23 protein-coding genes are annotated in these 18236 nt (G+C 69.2%); 8 read left to right on the forward strand and 15 right to left on the reverse strand.

All coding sequences use genetic code 11. The annotated features are described in order from the left end of the window. Positions 1–224: 224 nt before the first annotated feature. Complete coding sequence (locus tag NR810_RS31185) at positions 225–728, forward strand: hypothetical protein (RefSeq protein ID WP_257458044.1); 504 nt, start codon at positions 225–227, stop codon at positions 726–728. 18 nt (positions 729–746) lie between these two features. Here NR810_RS31185 and NR810_RS31190 read toward each other — a convergent pair whose 3' ends face one another. Genes NR810_RS31190 through NR810_RS31200 form a run of 3 tightly spaced genes read right to left on the reverse strand, consistent with a single transcriptional unit; the run spans position 747 to position 1963 of the window. Beyond that, positions 747–1397: a hypothetical protein gene (locus NR810_RS31190; RefSeq protein WP_257458046.1), complete on the reverse strand. Its 651-nt coding sequence runs from the start codon at positions 1395–1397 to the stop codon at positions 747–749. Then, positions 1394–1705 carry a DUF1844 domain-containing protein gene (locus NR810_RS31195; RefSeq protein ID WP_257458047.1) on the reverse strand — a complete coding sequence of 104 codons (312 nt, stop codon included), beginning with the start codon at positions 1703–1705 and terminating at the stop codon, positions 1394–1396. Before NR810_RS31195 ends, NR810_RS31190 begins: the two co-directional genes overlap by 4 nt. Positions 1706–1717: 12 nt before the next feature. Continuing rightward, the gene (locus NR810_RS31200; RefSeq protein ID WP_257458049.1) at positions 1718–1963 is read right to left on the reverse strand and encodes a hypothetical protein; all 246 of its coding nucleotides are present in this window, start codon (positions 1961–1963) and stop codon (positions 1718–1720) included. 298 nt (positions 1964–2261) lie between these two features. On the opposite strand from NR810_RS31200, the gene NR810_RS31205 reads away from it, so the two are divergent. Both NR810_RS31205 and thiD read left to right on the forward strand, forming a co-directional pair. Next, on the forward strand, positions 2262–3023 hold the full coding sequence (locus NR810_RS31205) for a gamma-glutamyl-gamma-aminobutyrate hydrolase family protein (protein WP_257458051.1): 762 nt from the start codon (positions 2262–2264) through the stop codon (positions 3021–3023). Continuing rightward, the gene (gene thiD / locus NR810_RS31210) at positions 3020–3760 is read left to right on the forward strand and encodes a bifunctional hydroxymethylpyrimidine kinase/phosphomethylpyrimidine kinase (RefSeq protein ID WP_257458052.1); all 741 of its coding nucleotides are present in this window, start codon (positions 3020–3022) and stop codon (positions 3758–3760) included. The genes NR810_RS31205 and thiD overlap by 4 nt, the downstream gene beginning before the upstream one ends. Before the next feature lie 72 nt (positions 3761–3832). Here thiD and dnaB read toward each other — a convergent pair whose 3' ends face one another. The 9 genes from dnaB to NR810_RS31255 form a co-directional block, all read right to left on the reverse strand. After that, entirely contained in the window at positions 3833–5206 is a 1374-nt protein-coding gene (dnaB, locus tag NR810_RS31215; RefSeq protein ID WP_257458053.1) for a replicative DNA helicase, read from the reverse strand. Positions 5207–5396: 190 nt separating this feature from the next. Further along, positions 5397–5843, reverse strand: a complete 447-nt coding sequence (gene rplI, locus NR810_RS31220; protein ID WP_257458054.1) for a 50S ribosomal protein L9 — start codon at positions 5841–5843, stop codon at positions 5397–5399. Between the two features lie 33 nt (positions 5844–5876). Beyond that, positions 5877–6218: a 30S ribosomal protein S18 gene (rpsR, locus tag NR810_RS31225; protein WP_204227075.1), complete on the reverse strand. Its 342-nt coding sequence runs from the start codon at positions 6216–6218 to the stop codon at positions 5877–5879. A 50-nt stretch (positions 6219–6268) separates the two neighbouring features. Next, positions 6269–6730 (reverse strand): 30S ribosomal protein S6, encoded by a 462-nt coding sequence (rpsF, locus tag NR810_RS31230; RefSeq protein WP_257458055.1) that lies wholly within the window; start codon positions 6728–6730, stop codon positions 6269–6271. A gap of 229 nt (positions 6731–6959) precedes the next feature. Beyond that, on the reverse strand, positions 6960–7538 hold the full coding sequence (pth, locus tag NR810_RS31235; RefSeq protein ID WP_204227077.1) for an aminoacyl-tRNA hydrolase: 579 nt from the start codon (positions 7536–7538) through the stop codon (positions 6960–6962). 77 nt (positions 7539–7615) lie between these two features. Continuing rightward, positions 7616–8311: a 50S ribosomal protein L25/general stress protein Ctc gene (locus NR810_RS31240; RefSeq protein ID WP_257458056.1), complete on the reverse strand. Its 696-nt coding sequence runs from the start codon at positions 8309–8311 to the stop codon at positions 7616–7618. A 187-nt stretch (positions 8312–8498) separates the two neighbouring features. Next, positions 8499–9452: a ribose-phosphate pyrophosphokinase gene (locus NR810_RS31245; protein ID WP_257458057.1), complete on the reverse strand. Its 954-nt coding sequence runs from the start codon at positions 9450–9452 to the stop codon at positions 8499–8501. Positions 9453–9518: 66 nt separating this feature from the next. After that, positions 9519–9818, reverse strand: a complete 300-nt coding sequence (gene spoVG, locus NR810_RS31250; RefSeq protein ID WP_257458058.1) for a septation regulator SpoVG — start codon at positions 9816–9818, stop codon at positions 9519–9521. A gap of 90 nt (positions 9819–9908) precedes the next feature. Then, positions 9909–10268 carry a DUF5658 family protein gene (locus NR810_RS31255; RefSeq protein WP_257458059.1) on the reverse strand — a complete coding sequence of 120 codons (360 nt, stop codon included), beginning with the start codon at positions 10266–10268 and terminating at the stop codon, positions 9909–9911. 184 nt (positions 10269–10452) lie between these two features. On the opposite strand from NR810_RS31255, the gene NR810_RS31260 reads away from it, so the two are divergent. The 5 genes from NR810_RS31260 to NR810_RS31280 all read left to right on the forward strand — a co-directional run bounded on the left by NR810_RS31260 (position 10453) and on the right by NR810_RS31280 (position 14958). Further along, positions 10453–11052, forward strand: coding sequence for a thymidine kinase (locus tag NR810_RS31260; protein ID WP_257458060.1), 600 nt, complete (start codon positions 10453–10455; stop codon positions 11050–11052). 18 nt (positions 11053–11070) lie between these two features. Beyond that, on the forward strand, positions 11071–11886 hold the full coding sequence (locus NR810_RS31265; protein ID WP_257458061.1) for a uracil phosphoribosyltransferase: 816 nt from the start codon (positions 11071–11073) through the stop codon (positions 11884–11886). Positions 11887–11896: 10 nt separating this feature from the next. Then, positions 11897–12430 (forward strand): hypoxanthine phosphoribosyltransferase, encoded by a 534-nt coding sequence (hpt, locus tag NR810_RS31270; RefSeq protein WP_257458062.1) that lies wholly within the window; start codon positions 11897–11899, stop codon positions 12428–12430. Between the two features lie 116 nt (positions 12431–12546). Beyond that, the gene (locus NR810_RS31275; protein ID WP_257458063.1) at positions 12547–14787 is read left to right on the forward strand and encodes a peptidase domain-containing ABC transporter; all 2241 of its coding nucleotides are present in this window, start codon (positions 12547–12549) and stop codon (positions 14785–14787) included. Continuing rightward, positions 14788–14958, forward strand: a complete 171-nt coding sequence (locus NR810_RS31280; RefSeq protein WP_257458064.1) for a hypothetical protein — start codon at positions 14788–14790, stop codon at positions 14956–14958. Positions 14959–15016: 58 nt separating this feature from the next. Here NR810_RS31280 and NR810_RS31285 read toward each other — a convergent pair whose 3' ends face one another. The 3 genes from NR810_RS31285 to NR810_RS52245 all read right to left on the reverse strand — a co-directional run bounded on the left by NR810_RS31285 (position 15017) and on the right by NR810_RS52245 (position 18089). Continuing rightward, positions 15017–15187, reverse strand: coding sequence for a hypothetical protein (locus NR810_RS31285; RefSeq protein WP_257458065.1), 171 nt, complete (start codon positions 15185–15187; stop codon positions 15017–15019). A gap of 176 nt (positions 15188–15363) precedes the next feature. Next, a complete protein-coding gene (locus NR810_RS31290; RefSeq protein WP_257458103.1) occupies positions 15364–16320 on the reverse strand; it encodes an ATP-grasp domain-containing protein in 957 nt (318 codons plus the stop codon). After that, positions 16317–18089 (reverse strand): vitamin K epoxide reductase family protein, encoded by a 1773-nt coding sequence (locus tag NR810_RS52245; protein WP_306818653.1) that lies wholly within the window; start codon positions 18087–18089, stop codon positions 16317–16319. Before NR810_RS52245 ends, NR810_RS31290 begins: the two co-directional genes overlap by 4 nt. Positions 18090–18236 lie beyond the last annotated feature (147 nt).

Here is an 18236-nt window from a genome sequence, read left to right on the forward strand (position 1 = left end):
CTCAACGTAAGGGCCGGAGGACCCTTGGCAAGAACGGTGGGAACACCCACATTGCATTTATCTTGCGTGGGTGAAAGTTTGGGTCTTTACTGACTTCCGGGCTGTCCGGGAGTTGAGTTTCTCCACGGAGCCCGGGTATATGCCGGCTCAATAACGGGGGGAGTCCTCTGGAAGCGCACGGCGGTTATCTCATTCGAGTTGAATCCCTGGGGGGCCTGAGGCTCATGGAGCTGGCCCGGCAGGCGCTCGTCGAGGACGGCGCCGCGGCGGACTCCCTGCTGACGGTGTGCGTCTACCGCCGGCGGAAGATCATCCGCCTGTCGTTGGATGGGACCCACTCGGCCGGGCGCCGGGGCTCGCACTGGTACAGCGAGCACCAGGCGCTGGCCCGCCTGCTGTCCCAGGCGGTGGGTATCACCGTGCACTCCTATGTGTACGACCCCCAGGAGTACGAGGAGGTCATGGCCTTCGGTAAGGGCCAGCACGTGGGAGGCGAGCGGCTGCCCTATGACGAGGTGGAGCTGCCCGAGTGCCTGGACGGGGAGTTCGACGACGAGGCCTTCGCGCGGATGCAGGCCCGCTGGCCGCTGGGCCACCTGGCGTGGGTGTACGGGGTGGAGCGGGAGCTGCTGCTGGAGCTCCACCGCATGCCGGCGACCCGGCTGAAGCTCAACGGCACGGAGTCGGAGCCGCCGCTGGAGCACCTGCTGAGGGGCATCGCGGCGTAGTAGGGCGCCGGGCGTCCTTCAGTCCTCTTCCTCGGTGAGGTCTCCGTCCTGGGCGCTGACGGCCTGACGGACGCGCTCACTGCGGAAGTACTGGCCGAGCAGGGCGAAGGAGCCGGCGATGAAGGCCGTCTGCAGCACGGTGCTGCCCGACATGAGCAGGGGCACGGTGGCCTTCACCTGGGCGGCCATCTGCGGCTCCTGGAACTCGGGCAGGGTGCTCATGGCCTCGGCCATGGCGACGCCCATGCGTTTGGCCACCACCATCCACTGGGCGCCGTCGATGGTGCGCAGGAAGGCGGCGGCGATGGAGGCGCCTCCGAGCAGCCGGCGCATCCGCCCCAGGGGGAGCCCGTCGGGCCGGAGCAGACGGCCGGCGGACACGAAGACCAGGGCGCACGCCACCGAGAGGGCCCCCAGCACGAGCGAACGGGGCTCGCGCATGGGCTCAAGCGCGGCGAACTGGGCCTCGAAGGCACGCTCGGTGACGGCCTTGTCGGCCATGAGGGTGATGCGCGGCTGGCTGGACTCCTTCAGTTCCGAGAGGTGGCCCAGGCCCAGGGCCTCACTGAGGGCGAACAGCCCCGTGAGGCTGGAGAGCACCAGACACACCACCGCCGCGAAGCGGATGCCTCGCGGCAGGCGCTGGGAGGGGGTGGCCGGGGGATTCAACGCTTGTTCGCCTCCACGAAGCGGATGCGCAAGTCGGCCAGGAGGTTGTCGAAGAGCTGCTTCTCCTCGGGCGTGAGGTTGCCGCGCGTCTTGTCGTGCAGCATCCCCAGCAGATCCAGGCTCTGACGGGCGAGCACCAGGTCCCGCTCCGCCTTGCCCGTCTCCGGATTGGGCGCCTCACCCAGGTGGATGAGGGCGCTGGAGGCCAGGCCGATGAGGAAGGTGCTGAAGGTGATGGGGGCCTCGGACGCGCTGGACTGCGCCTCGCCCTTCATCACGAACGTCTCTCCGCGCTTCTCCTCGCTCATGACGTGACTCCGTTACTCGGCCGCCTCGTTGTCCTCGTCCTCGTCCTCGTCCTCGTCGCCCTCATCCTCCTCGTCCTCGAAGTCCTCGTCCTCCTCGAGCTCGTCGTGCATCACCGTCTCCACCGGCACGGACTTCTCGGCCGCGTCCGGCAGGGACTCGATGTGGCGCTGGTACGTCTTCTCGTCCAGCACCCCCGAGCGCAGGTAGCGTTCGACCGTGCGTTTGTCGAGGTACTTGGGGTCGGTCGGATTGGCCATGGTCAACTCCTCGGAATCTCTTGGAAAAGGGCGCGCCACCTTATAGCAGGGCTACCCTCTGTCAACGCCGCTAAACCCCCACCCGTCCCCCGGAGCCGATGAACGTCCCCGCCCGGCAGTCCCTTCCCCGAGGAGTGTGTGTCCTCCGCGATGACGCCGTCCGCCCCGGGCTCCTCCGGGGGGAAGGGGTCGCGCGCCTGCCCGCCGGAGGGGCGAGGGGCATTCCACCGCGCGTGCGCCGCCGGTCCGCTGCTTTTGACAGGGGCGCCCGGGGGGCTAGCCTCGCGGGCGGAGACGTATGACGCACAAACCTCATGGCCAGGCGCCGCGCAGGCCGAATATCGGCATCACCCCGGACTACAGCGCCAACCGGCCCGACTCGCCCTTCCCGTACTACGAGCTGAAGGTGCCCTATGCGGACGCGGTGCTGCGCGCGGGGGGCCTGCCCTTCGTGCTGCCGTACTCGGACGACCTGGCGTGCGTGGACGCCTACCTGGATCGCATCTCCGGGCTCGTCGTCACCGGCGGCGCCTTCGACATTCCGCCCGAGGCCTATGGCGAGACGGCCCGTGAGGGCATGGGGCCGCTGAAGGTCTCGCGGACGGCTTTCGAGACCGCGCTGATGCGCGGGGCCCTCAAGCGCAACATGCCCGTGCTGGGCATCTGCGGGGGCATGCAGCTGCTCAACGTGGTGCTGGGCGGCACGCTGCACCAGGACATCGGCCGGGAGATCCAAGGCGCTCACGAGCACGAGCAGAAGCACGACCGGACCCAGCCGCAGCACCCCGTGGACGTGCGCGATGGGACGCTGCTGGCCGAGGCCGTGGGCCGGGGTCAGTTGATGGTGAACTCGACGCACCACCAGGCCGCCCGGCGCACCGGGGAGCGGGTGGTGGTGAGCGCGGTGTCACCCGATGGGGTGGTGGAGGCCATCGAGTGCGCCCAATACGCCTTCGCCCTGGGCGTGCAGTGGCACCCGGAGCTGATGCTCAACACCGTGCCCGCGCACGTGGGCGTGTACCGCGCGCTCATCCAGAAGGCGCGTGAGCACCGGCGGTGAGCGGCGCTCCGCGCATCCTGCTCTGCGCCGGCCACGAGCCCACGGGCCGCGCGGGACTGCTGGCGGATCTGGTGGCGGTGCGCGCGCTGGGAGGTGCTCCGGTGGCCGTGCCCTCGGCCCAGACCGCGCAGGGCCGGGGGACGTTCCTGTACAGGCCCACGCCAGCCCATGTGCTGCGGGCCCAGGTGACCGCGGCCCTCGAGCTGGGGCCGCTGCACGCGGTGAAGTTGGGGCAGGTGCCTGGACCCGCGTTGTTGGGCGTGCTTCGCGAGTCGCTCGAGGGCGTGGACGCGTGGTGGGTCGTCGACCCGGTCGTGCGGACGTCCCGGGGGGAGGCGCTCTCGAAGCTGACGCGGCGGCATTACCTGGCGCTCGCGGGGCCCAAGGTGGTTTTGACTCCGAACCTCGACGAGGCCGCGTGGTTGCTCGGCTCGGGCGAGGTGCGCTCCGTGGAGGAGGCTCGCGAGGCGGGCAGGGCTCTGGTGGCGCACGGGTTTGGCGCGGTGCTCGTGAAGGGCGGGCACCGGGCCACGGGCGCCGTGGATGTGCTGTGTCTGCCGGGGCGAGAGGCCGTGCTGGAAGGGGAACGGTTGGAGCGTTCTCCTGAGCGGCGGGGCTCGGGGTGCCGCCTGGCTTCGGCTCTCGCGGTGGAGCTGGGGCGGGGGAGGGCGCCTCTGGCGGCGGCTCGTCGCGCCAAGAGCTATGTGACGCGGTATCTGCGGACCGGCAGGGACTGAGTTTGCAGCCCGGGGGCGTATACCCTCACCCCGTCCCTCTCCCAGAGGGAGAGGGGTGGGGGAACAGAGGGGTCATTCCATCCGGGCACGGCTCTCGAACCGCGTGTACTCCGCGAGGAAGATCAGATCGATCTCTCCGATGGGGCCGTTACGTTGTTTGGCCACGATGAGCTGCACCGGGATCGCCGAGCTCGTTCGCTGCTCTCCTCCGCCTCCCTCCGCGTCCGTTTGGTCCTCTCGGTGGATGAACATCACCACGTCCGCGTCCTGCTCGATCGAGCCCGACTCGCGCAGGTCCGAGAGCATCGGCTTGCCTCCCTTGCGCTCCTCCACCTTACGGCTCAGCTGCGAGAGCGCGATGATCGGCACCTCCAGCTCTTTCGCCAGCTGCTTGAGCGCGCGCGAGATCTCCGCCACCTCCAGCTGGCGGCTCTCCACCCGGCCCTTCTGATGCATCAGCTGGAGGTAGTCGATGATGATCAGCGACAGCCGTGGATCCCTCTGCTTGAGCCGCCGTGCCTTGGCGCGCAGATCGAACGGGGACAGGCCACCCGAATCGTCGATGTAGATGGGCGCGTTGTAGAGCTTGCCCGCCATCTCCTGGAACTTCTCCTCGTCATGCGGGGTGAGCCGCCCGCCGCGCAGCTTCTTCATGTCCACGCGCGCGCACGAGGCCAGCAGACGCATCAGCAGCTGGTCCGAGGGCATTTCCAGGCTGAAGATGGCCACCGCCTTGGCGTCCTCCGCCAGCGCCGCGTGCGTCGCCATGTTCATCGCGAAGGACGTCTTCCCGCACCCGGGACGCGCCGCGAGGATGATGAGCTCGCCCGCGTGCAGCCCCGTGAGCTGGTTGTCCAGGTCCACGTAGCCCGTGGACAGGCCCGTGATTCCCGTGGACGCGGCCTTCATCTTGTCCAGGAGGTCCAGCGTGTGCTCCATCAGGTCGCTGACGGGCCGCAGGTCTCCCTCTCGCTTCTTCTCCGCCAGGAGGAAGACCTTGCGCTCCGCCTCGTCCAGCAGCACCTCCAGCTCGCCCGTCTCCTGGCTGGCGAGATCCTGGATCTCCCGCCCCACTCCCGCCAGGCGCCGCCGGATCGCCTGGTCCTTCACGATCTTCGCGTACTGGATGACGTTGCCCGGGACCGGTACCACCTGATCCAGGCTCATCAGGTACGCCGGGCCTCCCACCGCCGCCAGCTGCCCCAGTACCTTCAGCTCCTCGGCCAGCGTCAGGTGATCCACCTGCCGCGACGAGCCGTCCAGCTTGATCATCGCCGCGAAGATCTGCGCGTGTGCCGGACTGGCGAAGTCGTCCGTGCTCACCACCTCCGCCACGCTGGCGATGATCGTGTTGTCCGCGAGCACGGCGCCCAGCACCGCGCGCTCGGCGGCGAGATCCTCGTGGGACCGCCGCCCTCCTGTCCGAATGTCGAGGATGTTGTCCATGGATGTCCCGCCAGTCTACAGGCCTGTAGCACAGGCTGGCAGCTGCGTCTGACACACACAGGCCCGCGGCTGGCTCCCTCCCGCAAATGCAAGGGCCGCCCGGGGTTTCCCGGACGGCCCTCGTGCTTCACGGTCAGGTGACGGATACCCTCACCCCGACCCTCTCCCAGGGGGAGAGGGAGTGGGGGGCTCAGGCCTCCGGCGCGACCTCGACCTTGATCTTCGCCACCACGTCGCGGTGCAGCCGCAGCTCCACCTCGTACTGTCCCGTGGCCTTGATCGGCTCGGGCAGGTGGATGTGACGGCGATCCACCGTCTGGCCCTGCGCCGCCAGCGCCTCGGCGATGTCCAGCGCCGTGACGGAGCCGTACAGCTTGTCCTGCTCACCCACCTTGCGGCGGATGGTGGCCTTCACCGCGCCGATCTTCTTGGCCTGCTCCTCGGCCGCGCCCTTCAGCTTGGCGTTGCGCGCCGAGATGACCGCGCGCTCGTGCTCGAGCTGACGCACGTTCTGCTCGGTGGCCAGCACCGCCAGCTTGCGCGGCAGCAGGTAGTTGCGGCCGAAGCCGTCCTTCACCGTCACGAGCTCACCGGACTTGCCCAGGTTCGCGACGTCCTCACGAAGAATGACCTTCATGTTGATGTCTCCGTTGGTACGTGGGGCGGCCGGTCAGCCGACCATCGCGTTGTAGGGAAGCATCGCCAGACCGCGGGCGCGCTTGATGGCCGTGGCGATCTCGCGCTGGTGCTTGGCGCAGTTGCCCGAGATGCGGCGGGGGATGATCTTGCCGCGCTCGGTCACGAAGTACTTCAGGGTCGACTGATCCTTGAAGTCCACCTTCGCGTTCTTCTCCGCGCAGAAGCGGCAGACCTTCTTGCGGCCGAAGCCACGTCCACCACGCTTCTCGTCATCACCACCGGCGCCACCACGGCCGCCGCCGTCCCTGTCGCCCCTGTCCCTGTCCCTGTCCCTGTCGCCGCCGCGGGGAGCGTTCCTGTCATTACCGATCATGAGTGTTCTCTCTTCTCTGGAATGGGTCCGTAGAAGACACCCGGGAAGGCTCAGGCCTCCTCGGTGGCCTCCTCATCAGCCGACTCGGGCAGGTCCTCGGCCACCACGCGCTCGACGGGCGCGGCACCAGGACGCGTCTCCTCGACGTCACCCGCCAGCTTCAGGTCCTCGAGCACCGGACGGGTCTCGGGATCCACCTCGTCCGCCAGCTTCACGGACAGGAAGCGCGTCACCTCGTCGAAGTTGCGGAGGTTGCGCTCCACCTCGGCCACCAGCCGGGTGTGGCCCAGGTAGCTGGCGTGCACGTAGATGGCGCGCGGCTGCTTGGCGATGGGGTACAGCGTCTTCTTCTTGCCCCACACCGTGAAGCGGAGGACCTTGCCACCCTCACGGCCCACGATGCCGCGAACGCGCTCCTTGAGCTTGTCCACGTTGTCGTCGGTGAGGTCCGGCTTGACCAGGAAGATGGTCTCGTACTCACGAAGCCGCTTGGCGGCCTGCGTCTCAGCCATGTTTCTCTCCCCTTGGGGTTGAGTGCCCCCCGGTTGCCCGGAGAGCGGGGAAACGGTTCGGACGGTCCAAGGGGGATCGTCCGCCGGGAACGGGAAAACCGCGCGCCCGTCGCCCTCGCGCTTCGTCCCGGATGCACGCACCCGGGATGATGGAAAAGAACATCTCCGCCCCCCTCGTGACTTCCCGGAGGGCGGGGAAGGGGCCTTCTACGGGGGGCCAGACCCCGAGTCAAGGCGCCCGCTTGTTGTACCGGTTCATCGCCGTCGCCAGGCCGTCACGCACCCAGGTGTCGGCCGCGTCCGCCGCCTGGGCGATCAAATCGTCCAGCTGCCGGCGCTCGCCGTCATCGAAGTTGGACAGCACGTACCCGGCCACCCGGTCCTTGGCGTTGGGGCCCTGCGGCTTGCCGATGCCGAAGCGCAGCCGGATGAAGCCGTCCGCTCCCAGGCTGGACACGCTGCTCTTCAGCCCGTTGTGGCCTCCGCTGCCCCCGCCCGCCTTCAACTGCAGCCGCCCGAAGGGCAGATCCAACTCGTCGTGGATGACGAGGATGTCCTCCACCGCCACCTTGTAGAAGCGCGCCGCCTCGGCCAGCGAGCGGCCGGACAGGTTCATGTAGGTCTGCGGCTCGAGGAAGAGGACCTTCTCGCCCCCCAGGGTGCCCTGGCCCACCCGGGCCTGGAACTTCTCCTGGTTGAGCTCGGCGCGGGCGCGCGACAGCAGCGCCTCCACCACCATGAATCCGATGTTGTGCCGGTGCCGCTCGTACTCGCGCCCGGGATTGCCCAGTCCACAAATGAGCTTCATGGCGACGCTCCTCTAGAAAAGGGACGGGGCTGGCCCTTTTTCCGGACCAGCCCCGCGCGTACGGCAGGAGGACGCGATTACTTCTTCGCGCCCGCCGCCGGCTTGGCCGCGGCGCCCGCCGCCGGCTTGGCCGCCGCACCCGCCGCCGGCTTGGCCGCAGCGGCCGCCGGAGCAGCAGCAGCCGCCGCCGCCGGAGCCGCCTCGACCGCGCCCTCGGGCGCGCTGATGACGGCCAGCGTGTAGTTCACGTTCGTCTTCACCGTGATGCCCTCGGGCAGCTTCACATCGTTGATGTGGAGCGCCTGGGCGATCTTCAGCGGCGTCACGTCCACCTCGATCTTCTCGGGGATGGAGCGCGGCTTGGCCCAGACCTCGATCTCACGGCGGATCTGCGTGAGCAGACCACCCTCGGCCACGCCCTCGGCCTTGCCGGTGAGCACCACGGGCACGTTCACCTTCACCTGCTCGTCCTCGCGGACGGCGATGAAGTCCACGTGGAGGATCTCACGCGTGACCGGATCCTGCTGGTAGTCCTTGAAGAGGACCTGCTGCTCGGCACCCACGCCCTTGAGGGTGATGAGGGTGTTGAACTTGTGCGGGGTGTTGATGGCCTGGCGCACGGACTTCGGGTCGACGGCGACGCTGATCGGCTTCTCCAGGTGCTTGCCGTAGACGACGGCGGGCACCAGGCCCTGGGCGCGCAGACGGCGCGCGGCGCCCTTGCCAGCGCCCTCACGGGCCTTCACCTCGAGCGTGCTCTTGTCGATGGACATGGATCTTCCTCGGTGGGGACTGCGATGTGACCCCGCCGGAGCCCCGGCGCCTCTGGCATCCCGCCCCCGTGGCGGGCCCCGAGACGGCGCCTTCTGGAAGAAGAGGGCCGGCGTGGTGGTGGGTGCGACATGCCAGCGCGAGCGGACAGAGTCAAGCCGCCCGGCGGACAGGGGAGCGCTTCTGCGCCTAGACGAAGAGGGAGCTGAGCGAGTCGGCGCGGTGGATGCGGGCGATGGCCTCACCGAAGAGGCGCTCGGTGGTGAGCACGCGCATCTTGCCGCTGGCCTGGGCGGCGGGCGACAGGGGCACCGTGTCCGTGAAGACGACCTCTTCCAGGGTGGAGTCCTGGATGCGCTGGATGGCGGGCCCGGAGAGGATGGGGTGGACGGCGTAGGCCATCACCCGGCGCGCGCCCCGGTCCTTCAGGGCGGCGGCCGCCTGGGTGAGCGTGCCCGCGGTGTCCACCATGTCGTCCACCAGCACCGCGTCCTTGCCGTTCACATCGCCGATGAGGTTCATCACCTCGGAGGCGTTGGGACGCGGCCGGCGCTTGTCGATGATGGCCAGGCCGCAGTTGAGCCGCTTGGAGTAGGCGCGCGCGCGCTCCACGCCGCCCGCGTCCGGCGAGACGATGACCAGGTCCTGCGAGTCGGGGAACTTCTTGCGCAGGTCGTCCAGGAAGACCGGCGAGGCGTAGAGGTGATCCGAGGGGATGTTGAAGAAGCCCTGGATCTGCCCGGCGTGCATGTCCATGGACACCACGCGCGTGGCGCCGGCCACCTCCAGCAGATCCGCGATCAGCTTGGCGGTGATGGGCGTGCGCGGGGCCACCTTCCGGTCCTGCCGGGCATACCCGTAGTAGGGGATGACGGCGTTGATGGAGCCGGCGCTCGCGCGCTTGAGCGCGTCGCACATGATGAGCAGCTCCATCAGGTGGTCATTGGCCGGCGGGCACGTGGACTGGACGATGAAGATGTCCAGGCCGCGGACGTTCTCACCGACCTCCACGTGGATTTCCCCGTCGGAGAAGCGGCCTACCGTCGCCTTCCCCAAGGGGCGCTTGAGGTAGTCGCAGATGCGGTGGGCCAGACCCGGGTTGGAGCTCCCGGTGAACACCTTGAAGTCGCGCGGCTGCTGCATGGGCGCGCTACTAGCGCGCCCCGTGCCGGAAGGGAAGAGGCTTGAGCGCCGCCGCTCGGGCCGTGCTCAGTCGTGCTCAGCCACCTGGAAGACGGTCGCTCCCCCGGCGGCTGTCTGCAGGTGCCGCTCGTACTCCATGAGGATGGTCCGCTCCATCTGGTTGCGCGTGTCCGCGTTGAGCGGATGGGCGATGTCCTTGTACGTCCCGTCCTTCCGCCGTTTGGCCGGCATGGCGATGAAGAGGCCGGAAGCTCCGTGAATGACCTTCAAATCCCGGATCACGAAGCAGTGGTCCAGGGTGATGGTCACGTACGCCTTCAGCTTATCCTCTTCAACCGGGTACACCTTGACGTCGGTGATGTTCATGGTCCCCCCAAGACCCTTGAGGTACGAGCTGGGGGGCGAGACTGGGACAGACCGACCCGGAAAATCAAGCCTGTCGGGGCTTCTCGTGTCTCAACCGATGCCTCGCTGACAGACATGGGCCAGGAAGGCGAGGTGGTACACGTCGATGACGCAGTAGAGCGCCGCGCCCGCCTGGATGGCCCGCTGGCTGATTCTCAGCGAACGGTGCAGGCACAGCAGCGTCAGCCCCAGGCTGACGATCGTCACCTTGACGGTCATGAAGGCCAGGGGCGAGTGCTCGTAGGCCACCCGCATCAGCGGATTGAGCTCCTCGGCCACATCCAGCTGTAAAAAGGTGAGGGTGAAGAGCCCATCCAGCAGGTTGAGCACCAGCAGCAGCACCGCCGCCGGAGTGATGTGGAAGGAAGCTCCCTCGATCCCCGCCCCGTGAGTCGCCTGCGTCGCCGCCACCCGGACCTCCCCGTTGGTATCCGGGGCAGGGGCTCTTCAAGATGCTTGCCAGCGCTGGAATGGAACGGCCGTTCCCCGCGCGGGCCGGGCGGGGGATGGGGTGGGGATTTTGGAAAGTTGACGTGCCAGGGGGGGCATGTCAGAGGAAACCCGCGCTCCCGCACAGCCCCCGACGAGCCTTCGCGTGCAACAATTCCCCAAAGACATCGGGTGGATAGAGGTCATCTGCGGCTCGATGTTCTCCGGCAAGACCGAGGAGCTCATCCGGCGCATCAAGCGTGCGGTTTACGGCAAGCAGGACGTCCAGGTCTTCAAGCCGAAATTGGACAACCGCTACGACGAGACGCAGGTGGTGAGCCACTCACAGTTGAAATTGACGTCCATACCGATTGAACGGGCTGAAGAAATTTTCCTTCACCTGGAGCCCCAGACCCAGGTGGTGGGCATCGACGAGGTGCAGTTCTTCGGCGCCGAGGTGGTGGCGGTCTGTGATGCACTGGCCAACAAGGGCCTGCGCGTCATCGCCGCGGGGCTGGACCAGGACTACCAGGGCCGTCCCTTCGAGCCGATGCCCCAGCTGCTGGCGATCGCCGAGTACGTGACGAAGCAACTGGCCATCTGCGTGGTGTGTGGCAATCCGGCCAACCGCTCGCAGCGCCTGGTGGACCGGGGCGAGCGCGTGGTGGTGGGCGCCGCCGGAGCCTACGAGGCGCGCTGCCGCAAGTGCCACCAGCCGGAGCCCGCCGAGGCCACTCCGCCCCCCCAGACGATGAAGCTGTTCTGAGACCGAGGAGTCCGGACCATGCGTGACACCCTCTACGCCAACGTCCCCTTCCAGTTGAGCGAGATGCCCCACCGGTACGGACCCAACGTCCACCTGGTGGGCAACCCGTTCCTGCTCTCGCAGCTGGCGAAGCTGTGCTCCAAGGCCACCCTGCAGCCGGAGATCAACCGGCTGGTGGCGCTGCTCTACACGGACCTGGTGAAGACGGTCATCAACGCGGAGTTCCCGCGCAAGATGGTGGCCCTGCCCACCCGGATGATCGACCACACGCCCCAGGGCATCTACCAGGGCGAGGTCATCGATCCGGCCGTGCGCGCGGTGACGGTGAACATCGCCCGCGCCGGCACGCTGCCCTCCCAGGTGACGTACGACCTGCTCAACACCACGGTGGACCCGGTGCTGGTGCGGCAGGACCACATCATCATGAGCCGGATGATCGACGCCAAGGAGACGGTGGTGGGGTCGAACATCGGCGGGGCCAAGATTGGCGGGGACATCGACGACGCCATCGTCCTGTTCCCCGACCCCATGGGCGCCACCGGCGGCAGCCTCTGCACCGCCGTGTCCATGTACAAGGAGAAGGTGCCCGGCACGCCCCGGCGCATCCTCAGCCTCAACCTGATCGTCACCCCCGAGTTCCTGCGGAGGATTTCCCGCGAGCACCCGGATGTGGTGGTGTACGCGCTGCGTCTGGACCGCGGGCTCTCTCCACCGGAGGTGTTCGGCACCATCCCCGGCGAGCTGTGGGAGAAGGAGCGCGGGCTGGATGACCGGCAGTACATCGTCCCCGGCGGCGGCGGCTTCGGGGAGATCATGAACAACGCGTACGTGTAGAGGTAGCACCGTGGCTTTCTACGAGCAGGACGTCGGCATCCACATCGATGAGCAGAAGCTTCAGGCCCGCGTGCGTGAGCTGGGCGCGCAGATCACCCGCGACTACCAGGGCAAGGACCTGACGCTCATCTGCGTGCTGAAGGGTTCGGCGTACTTCGCCATGGACCTGTCGCGCGCCATCGATCTGCCGCTGACGATCGAGTTCCTCGGGGTGTCCTCGTACCAGGGCGGCACCGAGACGACGGGCGAGGTGCGCATCACCACCGACGTGAGCAAGCCCATGGCGGGCAAGCACCTGCTCGTCATCGAGGACATCATCGATACCGGGCTCACCATGAGCTTCCTGCTGGAGAACCTGCGCGCCCGCCACCCGGCGTCGCTCAAGGTGGCCACGCTGCTGGAGAAGCCGGCGCGCGCCCGCGCCCAGGTGCCCATCGACTACAAGGGCTTCGTCATCGATGACGTCTTCGTGGTGGGCTACGGCCTCGACTACGCCGAGCGCTACCGCAACCTTCCCTTCATCGGCGTGATGAAGGGCAAGTAGGCCCGGCTGGTCTCCGGCCCGACGGCCGGAGCTCCGTGCGTCGCCTTGCGCCGACGCCTGCTCCTCCCCATGGTCTGACCCATGCGACGCGCGAGGGTCCATCCAGGGGAGGGGCCTTGTTAGCCGCTCCCTCTCTGCGCCCGCCGTTCCGGTTCTCCTTCCTGTCCAGACGCCGCCGCTACCCGGTCCGGCGTCAGGTCGAGGAGTCCGACTGCGGCCCGGCCTGTCTGGAGATGATCTCCGCCTTTCATGGGGCGGAGCACGCCCAGGCCGTGCTTCGCGAGTTCCTGCACGTGCGGGCTCCGGGCACCACCCTGTTGGACATCGCCCGGGTGGCGGAGCGGATGGGGTTCCGCGCTCGCGGTGTCCACGTGGAGGACCCGGAGGACCTGACCGACGAGGAGGGCCGGGCCCTGCTGCCCGCCATCGCCCACTGGGAGGGCAACCACTTCGTCGTCCTCTATGAGGTGGATGCCCGCCACGCCGTCGTGGGGGACCCCGCCCAGGGTCTGCGGCGAATCCCTCGCGCCGAGCTGCCCCGGCACTGGAACGGTGTCCTCCTGCTGCTCGAGCCCACCGCGGTCCTCCATGCGCCTCGCGTGGGGCCGGACGTGCCCGTGCGCCGCTCCTCCGCCCTGCGCCGCTTCGGCCAGGGACTGCTGCGCTACCGCTCACTGCTGGCGCAGATCGTCCTCGCCACGCTCCTCCTTCAGGGTCTGGCGCTCGCGCAGCCCTTCCTCGTCCAGGGGCTGGTGGACAAGGCCGTGGGCCAGCGGAACGTGTCCCTGCTCACCGCCATCGGCGTGGGTCTGGCCGTGCTGTTGCTCGGGCAGGTGGCCGTCACCGCCGCCCGGGGTGCGGCCCTCTTCCTGCTCTCCGGCAGCTACTCGATGCTGCTGCTCACCCGCTTCTGGAAGCAGCTGTTGTCCCTGCCCCTGTCCTTCTTCGCCCGGCGCCACCGGGGAGATCTGCTCAAGCGCCTCGAGGACCACCAGCGCATCCGCCGCGTCCTCCAGGGCGCCGCCGCCTCCGTGCTGCTCGACCTCTTCCTGCTCGGGGGCTACGGCGTGGTGCTGCTCCTCTACGACACCACCGTCTTCCTCTTCTTCCTCGGCAGCGCGCTCCTCTACGCGGGCTGGACGCTGGTGCTGATGCCGCGCCGCGGCCGCCTCGACGCCGAGCGCTTCCGCGTGGGCTCCGAGGCCAGCCGCCTGGAGCTCCAGATGATCGGCGGCATCCAGACCCTCAAGGCCTCCGCCGCCGAGCCCCAGATGCGCGCCGCCTGGGAGCGTCTCCAGGCCCGTGACTTCGCCGCGAGCCGCCGCCTCTGGCTCCTCGACACCCTCCACCAGGGCGGCACCCTCTTCATCAACCAGGCCATGTACCTGGGCATCCTCCTCTACGAGGCCTGGCTCGTCCTCCAGGGGCGCCTGTCACTCGGCCAGCTCGTGGCCACCCTCGCCATCCTCGCCCTCGTGCTCACCCCGTTGCAGAACCTCGTCTCCTTCCTGCACGACCTCCAGGACGTGGCCCTCTCCCTGCGCCGCGTGGACGTCATCTACGAGGCCGAGCCCGAGCCCTCCGGTCCCGCGACACCCGGCGCCGCCGCGATGTCCGCGCACGCTCCGGAGATCCGCCTCGAGCACGTCTCCTTCCGCTACGGCCCGCCCGACGCGCCTCCCATCCTGGACGACGTGAGCTTCACCCTCCCCGCCGGGAAGATGACCGCCATCGTGGGCCGCTCCGGCGCCGGGAAGACGACGCTCGCCCACCTGCTGCACGGCCTCTACCGTCCTCAACAGGGACGCATCCTCTACGACGGTGTCCCGCTCGAGGCGCTCGACTCCGCGCACCTGCGCCGCTCGGTGGCCTACGTCTTCCAGAAGACGGACATCTTCGACGGCACGCTCGCGGAGAACATCGCCCTGGGCGACGAGCGGCCCGACCCCGAGCGGCTGCTGCACGCCGCCCGCACCGCGTGCCTGGATGATCTGCTCGCGCTGCCCAACGGCCTGTCCACCCGCATTGGCGAGTCCGGCATCCGCCTCTCCGGCGGCGAGGAACAGCGCCTTCAGCTCGCGCGCGCCATCTACCGCAACCCCCGCGTGCTCTTCCTCGACGAGGCCACGAGCCACCTGGATGCCTCCACCGAGCGCGCCATCACCCTCTCGCTCCAGCGCGAGTCGGCCGGGCGCACCGTGGTGGTGGTGGCGCACCGGCTCTCCACCGTGCGCCGGGCGGACCTCATCGTCGTGCTCGAGCGCGGGCGGGTGGTGGAGCAGGGCACTCACGAGGAGTTGCTGGCTCGCGAGGGCGGGCACTACCGCGCGCTCGTGGAGAACCAGATGGAGGGTTGAATGACGCCGAGGCTGGAAGAAGAGGAGGACCCGACGCTCACCGAGGAGCTGCGCGCCGTCATGCGCCCCCGCTCCGGGAAGGGTCTCCCCGTGCTCGTGCTGTTGGCCGTGGCGCTGGGGGTGATGGCGCTCGTGGCCTCACGCACGGTGCTCGCGGGGCTGTGGAACTGAGAGGGGTGGACCGGCGGGGCCTGGATGGCCCCACCGGTCCGGGTGCTTCGGAGCGTGCCTAACAGGCCTGGCACCCTGGGGGCTCTTCGCCGCAGGCGAAGGTGGTGATGTCCGGGCACTGCGGTTTCGCCGATGGTGGCGCCGCTCCGGTGCCTCCTTCGATGCGGGCCAGGTCCTGCACGAACAGCTCCTTGATCTTCTTGACCTTCTTCTCCTTCTTCTGCTCCATGACGTCCTCCATGAGGTCAAGGCCCCGGAAGCCTGCCTCCCGGGGTCAACAGGCCCAGGGGGGCCTGCCTCAGAGAGAACGGTCGTCGGCTGGTCTCCACTCCGAGAGATGTCTGGAGGGTTTCCTCGTCCAGCCGCTCGGTCCTCGTGATGACGGGCGTCAGGCGGCTCGTGGCTTCAGGAGGCAGCCGAGCGGGCGCTCCTGGCCAATGTCCGGACGAGGTGGCCGAGGATGTCCGTGCCCGCCCGCGCGTCGAAGCCGAGGAACATCGGCGACGCGTTGAGCTCCAGGAAGCGCAGCGTGCCCCGGGCATCACGCTTGAGGTCCATCCCCGTCCAGCGCAGGCCCACCACCTCCGTGGCCCTCAGGCACTGACGCGCCACCTCGGGCGGCAGCTCGAAGGCGTCGATGCGCTCCTCGTTCTGCCGGAAGTCGAGCGCGCTCGAGAGGATGCGCAGGCTCGCGATGATCTTCCCGTCGAGCACGTAGACGCGCACGTCCTCCCCGGGCATCAGCTCCTGGAAGGTGACGGGCGCGGACTCCAGCGCGCCGAGCCGTGCGTCGGTGAGATCCTCGGGCCCCAGCTCCCGGGTGGCCGCGCCGCCCTCGACGGGCTTGTACGCCACGCGCTGGCCCGCGGCGAAGCGGCGCACCGCCTCCGGCTCGTTCGTCCAGAGTGTCCTCGGCACCGGTAGCCCCGCGTGCGCCAGGAGCGCGAGCTGCACCGGCTTGGGCGTGCGCCAGTCCGCGGCGAGCGGGTTGTAGATGGGCACGCCCATCGCCTCCCAGCGGCCCACGAGCCCCCGGAGCAGTGTCGTCTTCTCCCGGAAGGCCACGAGCGTGGTGCGCCAGTCCTCTTCCATGGCCTCCCGTGCGTCCACGCCGAAGGTGATCGGATGGGAGTGGTAGCCGCGCAGGTAGACGGCGCCGGGCCGTTCGAGGCGCTGGCCGTCCAGGGAGATGCTCTCGAGGTCATCCGTCAGCGACAGGCGCGTCTCCTGCGGGAAGGCCAGGGTGTCCACCACGATGGCCTGTACTCCCTCCGCTTCGAGCCGCCGTGCCACCTCCGAGACGTGCGCGTCATCGCGGGAGCCCACGAGCAGCACGGGGCGGGTCTTCGAGCGGGTCGTCATGGGGCAGGCGCTCCTTCCTGGGTGGAACCGGCGCGGACCGCCGGGGGCGTGAGGAGTTCGAGTACGGCCGACTGGTCCAGCCAGGTCGCGACGTGGGCCAGGGGCGCCTCGCAGGGGTGGCCATCGAGGAACAAGGAGGGAAGGCCCCGGGCGTGGCGCCGCTTGAGCTCCGCGGCCGCGCGCACCCGGGCTCGGGCGGTGTCCCGTACGTCCTCGAGCTCCGCGCTGTCCCGCTCCGCATAGGCGGCCACGAGTGCCAGCGGCTCCCCGGCCCGTCGCAGGCGCGCGTAGTCCTGTTTCGCCGCGCGGAAGAGCTGGAGGAAGACCGGGCCACCCCAGGCCACTCCGGCCGCCGCGAGCGCCTCGCATGCCGCCTCGTCTCTCGGGTCGTCCGGATCCATCGGCGCGAGGGCGAGGTGGACGCGCACCTGCTCTCCGTGCCGAGCCACCAGTGCCTCTACTTCCTCCAAGACGGGGCCGCAGTGGCCACAGGCGGGGTGCGCGAGCACGACGAGCACGTGTGGTGCATCCGCCTCTCCCAGCCTCGGGCCGAGGGACGCACCCTCCAGCGGCAGCCTCGGTTCCATCGAGAGCCGCGCGAGCGTGGCCAGTGGCGAGTCCAGCAATCGCGCGTGCTCCCGGAGGCGGTGGGCGTCCTCCTCTCCGGTGGAGAGGTGGGGAACCGTGGAGGACAGCAGCAACCCGAGGAAGAGCAGCAGCAGGAGGGTGGCGGGGAGCCACCCGGGAGGCGGGACGGGCCGCGCGGGCCACATGCCGAAGAGGAAGAGGGCCGCGCCGGTGAAGTCCACCGTGTGCACCACCATGCAGAGGGTGCAGAAGCGCCGCATCCGCACCTGTGCCACCACCAGCAGCGCGGAGAGGGGCAGGGTGGGGAGGAAGGCCGCGCCAACGAGCCACGCGGGCGCCGGTCCGCCTCCGAGCGCGGTGGTGCAGAGCAGCAGCAGCAGGGCGCCGAACCAGGCCGTGCCCAGTCCGGCCAGCGGCACTCCCGCGGGGCGGGCCCATTCGGAGAGCAGGACGCTCTCGCAGTCGATGGGGCCTCCACTTCCGCAGAGCAGGGAGGCCTTGCCGCCCCGTGTCCACGAGAGCGCCGCCAGCGCCGCCACGAGTCCCACTCCCGAGAGCACGGCCAGCCCCGCGGTGGGGAGGCGCAACCCGGCGGGCTGGGCGAGGACGGCCAGCACGAGCAGCACCCCCAGCAACGTGGCCAGTCCCACGCGCATCCAGGGCGAGGCGGAGGGCCCGGCGAGGGACGTGCCCGGCTTCCACTCCTCGAGGAGCCATTCCCGCGCACGGTGCCGGAGGTAGCCCGGCTCGGGGTCGCCAGCGCCGCTCCGCTCCAGGAAGACCACCACTCCCGACCAGAGCGTGGCGAGCGTGTCACGCTCCACCTCGCGGCTACCCTGGATGCTGTCCCAGATGCGGAAGGAGCCGGGAGCCCCGGCGGTGGGCGGGCTCACCGCCTCGAGCAGCCCGAAGCCGGTCCGTGCTCCGGACTGGAAATGGAGGAGGGCGGGCAACTCGTCCGCGTCCAGCTCGTCGAGCGTCTCCAGGTCGCCCTGGCCCGCCGTGGCCTTCAGCCCGAGCGAGGAGGCCCCTTGCACCAGTGCCAGCAGGGAGCCCGGCCGCTCGTGGTGGCCGAGAACCTGACGCACGTGCGTGCGGGAGTAGCGCAGGCCCAGGCGCCGGGCCGCTTCGGCGAGGACCTCCGCCGGACCATCACTGGGGACACCGGGAGCACGGAGCATCGGAACGCGCGCGAAGGTAGGGCGCGTGCTCCCATGCGGCAGGGGGTGAGGGGCCAGGAAATGCGCTTTTGATGGAGTCGACTATATTTGGTGTCTTACCTTTGACTACCTTCGATGTAGTCGACTACATCAATGGCTCCCCCGCGG

Source organism: Archangium lipolyticum, from assembly GCF_024623785.1.
In the GTDB taxonomy this organism is placed as follows: Bacteria; Myxococcota; Myxococcia; order Myxococcales; family Myxococcaceae; genus Archangium; species Archangium lipolyticum.

What these genes read in the sequence shown, in the direction of transcription:
- NR810_RS31185 (WP_257458044.1), top strand. Translation starts at nt 225, where the DNA reads ATGGAGCTGGCCCGGCAGGCGCTCGTCGAGGACGGCGCCGCGGCGGAC.
- NR810_RS31195 (WP_257458047.1), bottom strand. Translation starts at nt 1,705, where the DNA reads ATGAGCGAGGAGAAGCGCGGAGAGACGTTCGTGATGAAGGGCGAGGCG.
- NR810_RS31200 (WP_257458049.1), bottom strand. Translation starts at nt 1,963, where the DNA reads ATGGCCAATCCGACCGACCCCAAGTACCTCGACAAACGCACGGTCGAA.
- NR810_RS31205 (WP_257458051.1), top strand. Translation starts at nt 2,262, where the DNA reads ATGACGCACAAACCTCATGGCCAGGCGCCGCGCAGGCCGAATATCGGC.
- dnaB (WP_257458053.1), bottom strand. Translation starts at nt 5,206, where the DNA reads ATGGACAACATCCTCGACATTCGGACAGGAGGGCGGCGGTCCCACGAG.
- rplI (WP_257458054.1), bottom strand. Translation starts at nt 5,843, where the DNA reads ATGAAGGTCATTCTTCGTGAGGACGTCGCGAACCTGGGCAAGTCCGGT.
- rpsR (WP_204227075.1), bottom strand. Translation starts at nt 6,218, where the DNA reads ATGATCGGTAATGACAGGAACGCTCCCCGCGGCGGCGACAGGGACAGG.
- rpsF (WP_257458055.1), bottom strand. Translation starts at nt 6,730, where the DNA reads ATGGCTGAGACGCAGGCCGCCAAGCGGCTTCGTGAGTACGAGACCATC.
- pth (WP_204227077.1), bottom strand. Translation starts at nt 7,538, where the DNA reads ATGAAGCTCATTTGTGGACTGGGCAATCCCGGGCGCGAGTACGAGCGG.
- NR810_RS31240 (WP_257458056.1), bottom strand. Translation starts at nt 8,311, where the DNA reads ATGTCCATCGACAAGAGCACGCTCGAGGTGAAGGCCCGTGAGGGCGCT.
- NR810_RS31245 (WP_257458057.1), bottom strand. Translation starts at nt 9,452, where the DNA reads ATGCAGCAGCCGCGCGACTTCAAGGTGTTCACCGGGAGCTCCAACCCG.
- spoVG (WP_257458058.1), bottom strand. Translation starts at nt 9,818, where the DNA reads ATGAACATCACCGACGTCAAGGTGTACCCGGTTGAAGAGGATAAGCTG.
- NR810_RS31265 (WP_257458061.1), top strand. Translation starts at nt 11,071, where the DNA reads ATGCGTGACACCCTCTACGCCAACGTCCCCTTCCAGTTGAGCGAGATG.
- NR810_RS31280 (WP_257458064.1), top strand. Translation starts at nt 14,788, where the DNA reads ATGACGCCGAGGCTGGAAGAAGAGGAGGACCCGACGCTCACCGAGGAG.
- NR810_RS31285 (WP_257458065.1), bottom strand. Translation starts at nt 15,187, where the DNA reads ATGGAGCAGAAGAAGGAGAAGAAGGTCAAGAAGATCAAGGAGCTGTTC.
- NR810_RS31290 (WP_257458103.1), bottom strand. Translation starts at nt 16,320, where the DNA reads ATGACGACCCGCTCGAAGACCCGCCCCGTGCTGCTCGTGGGCTCCCGC.
- NR810_RS52245 (WP_306818653.1), bottom strand. Translation starts at nt 18,089, where the DNA reads ATGCTCCGTGCTCCCGGTGTCCCCAGTGATGGTCCGGCGGAGGTCCTC.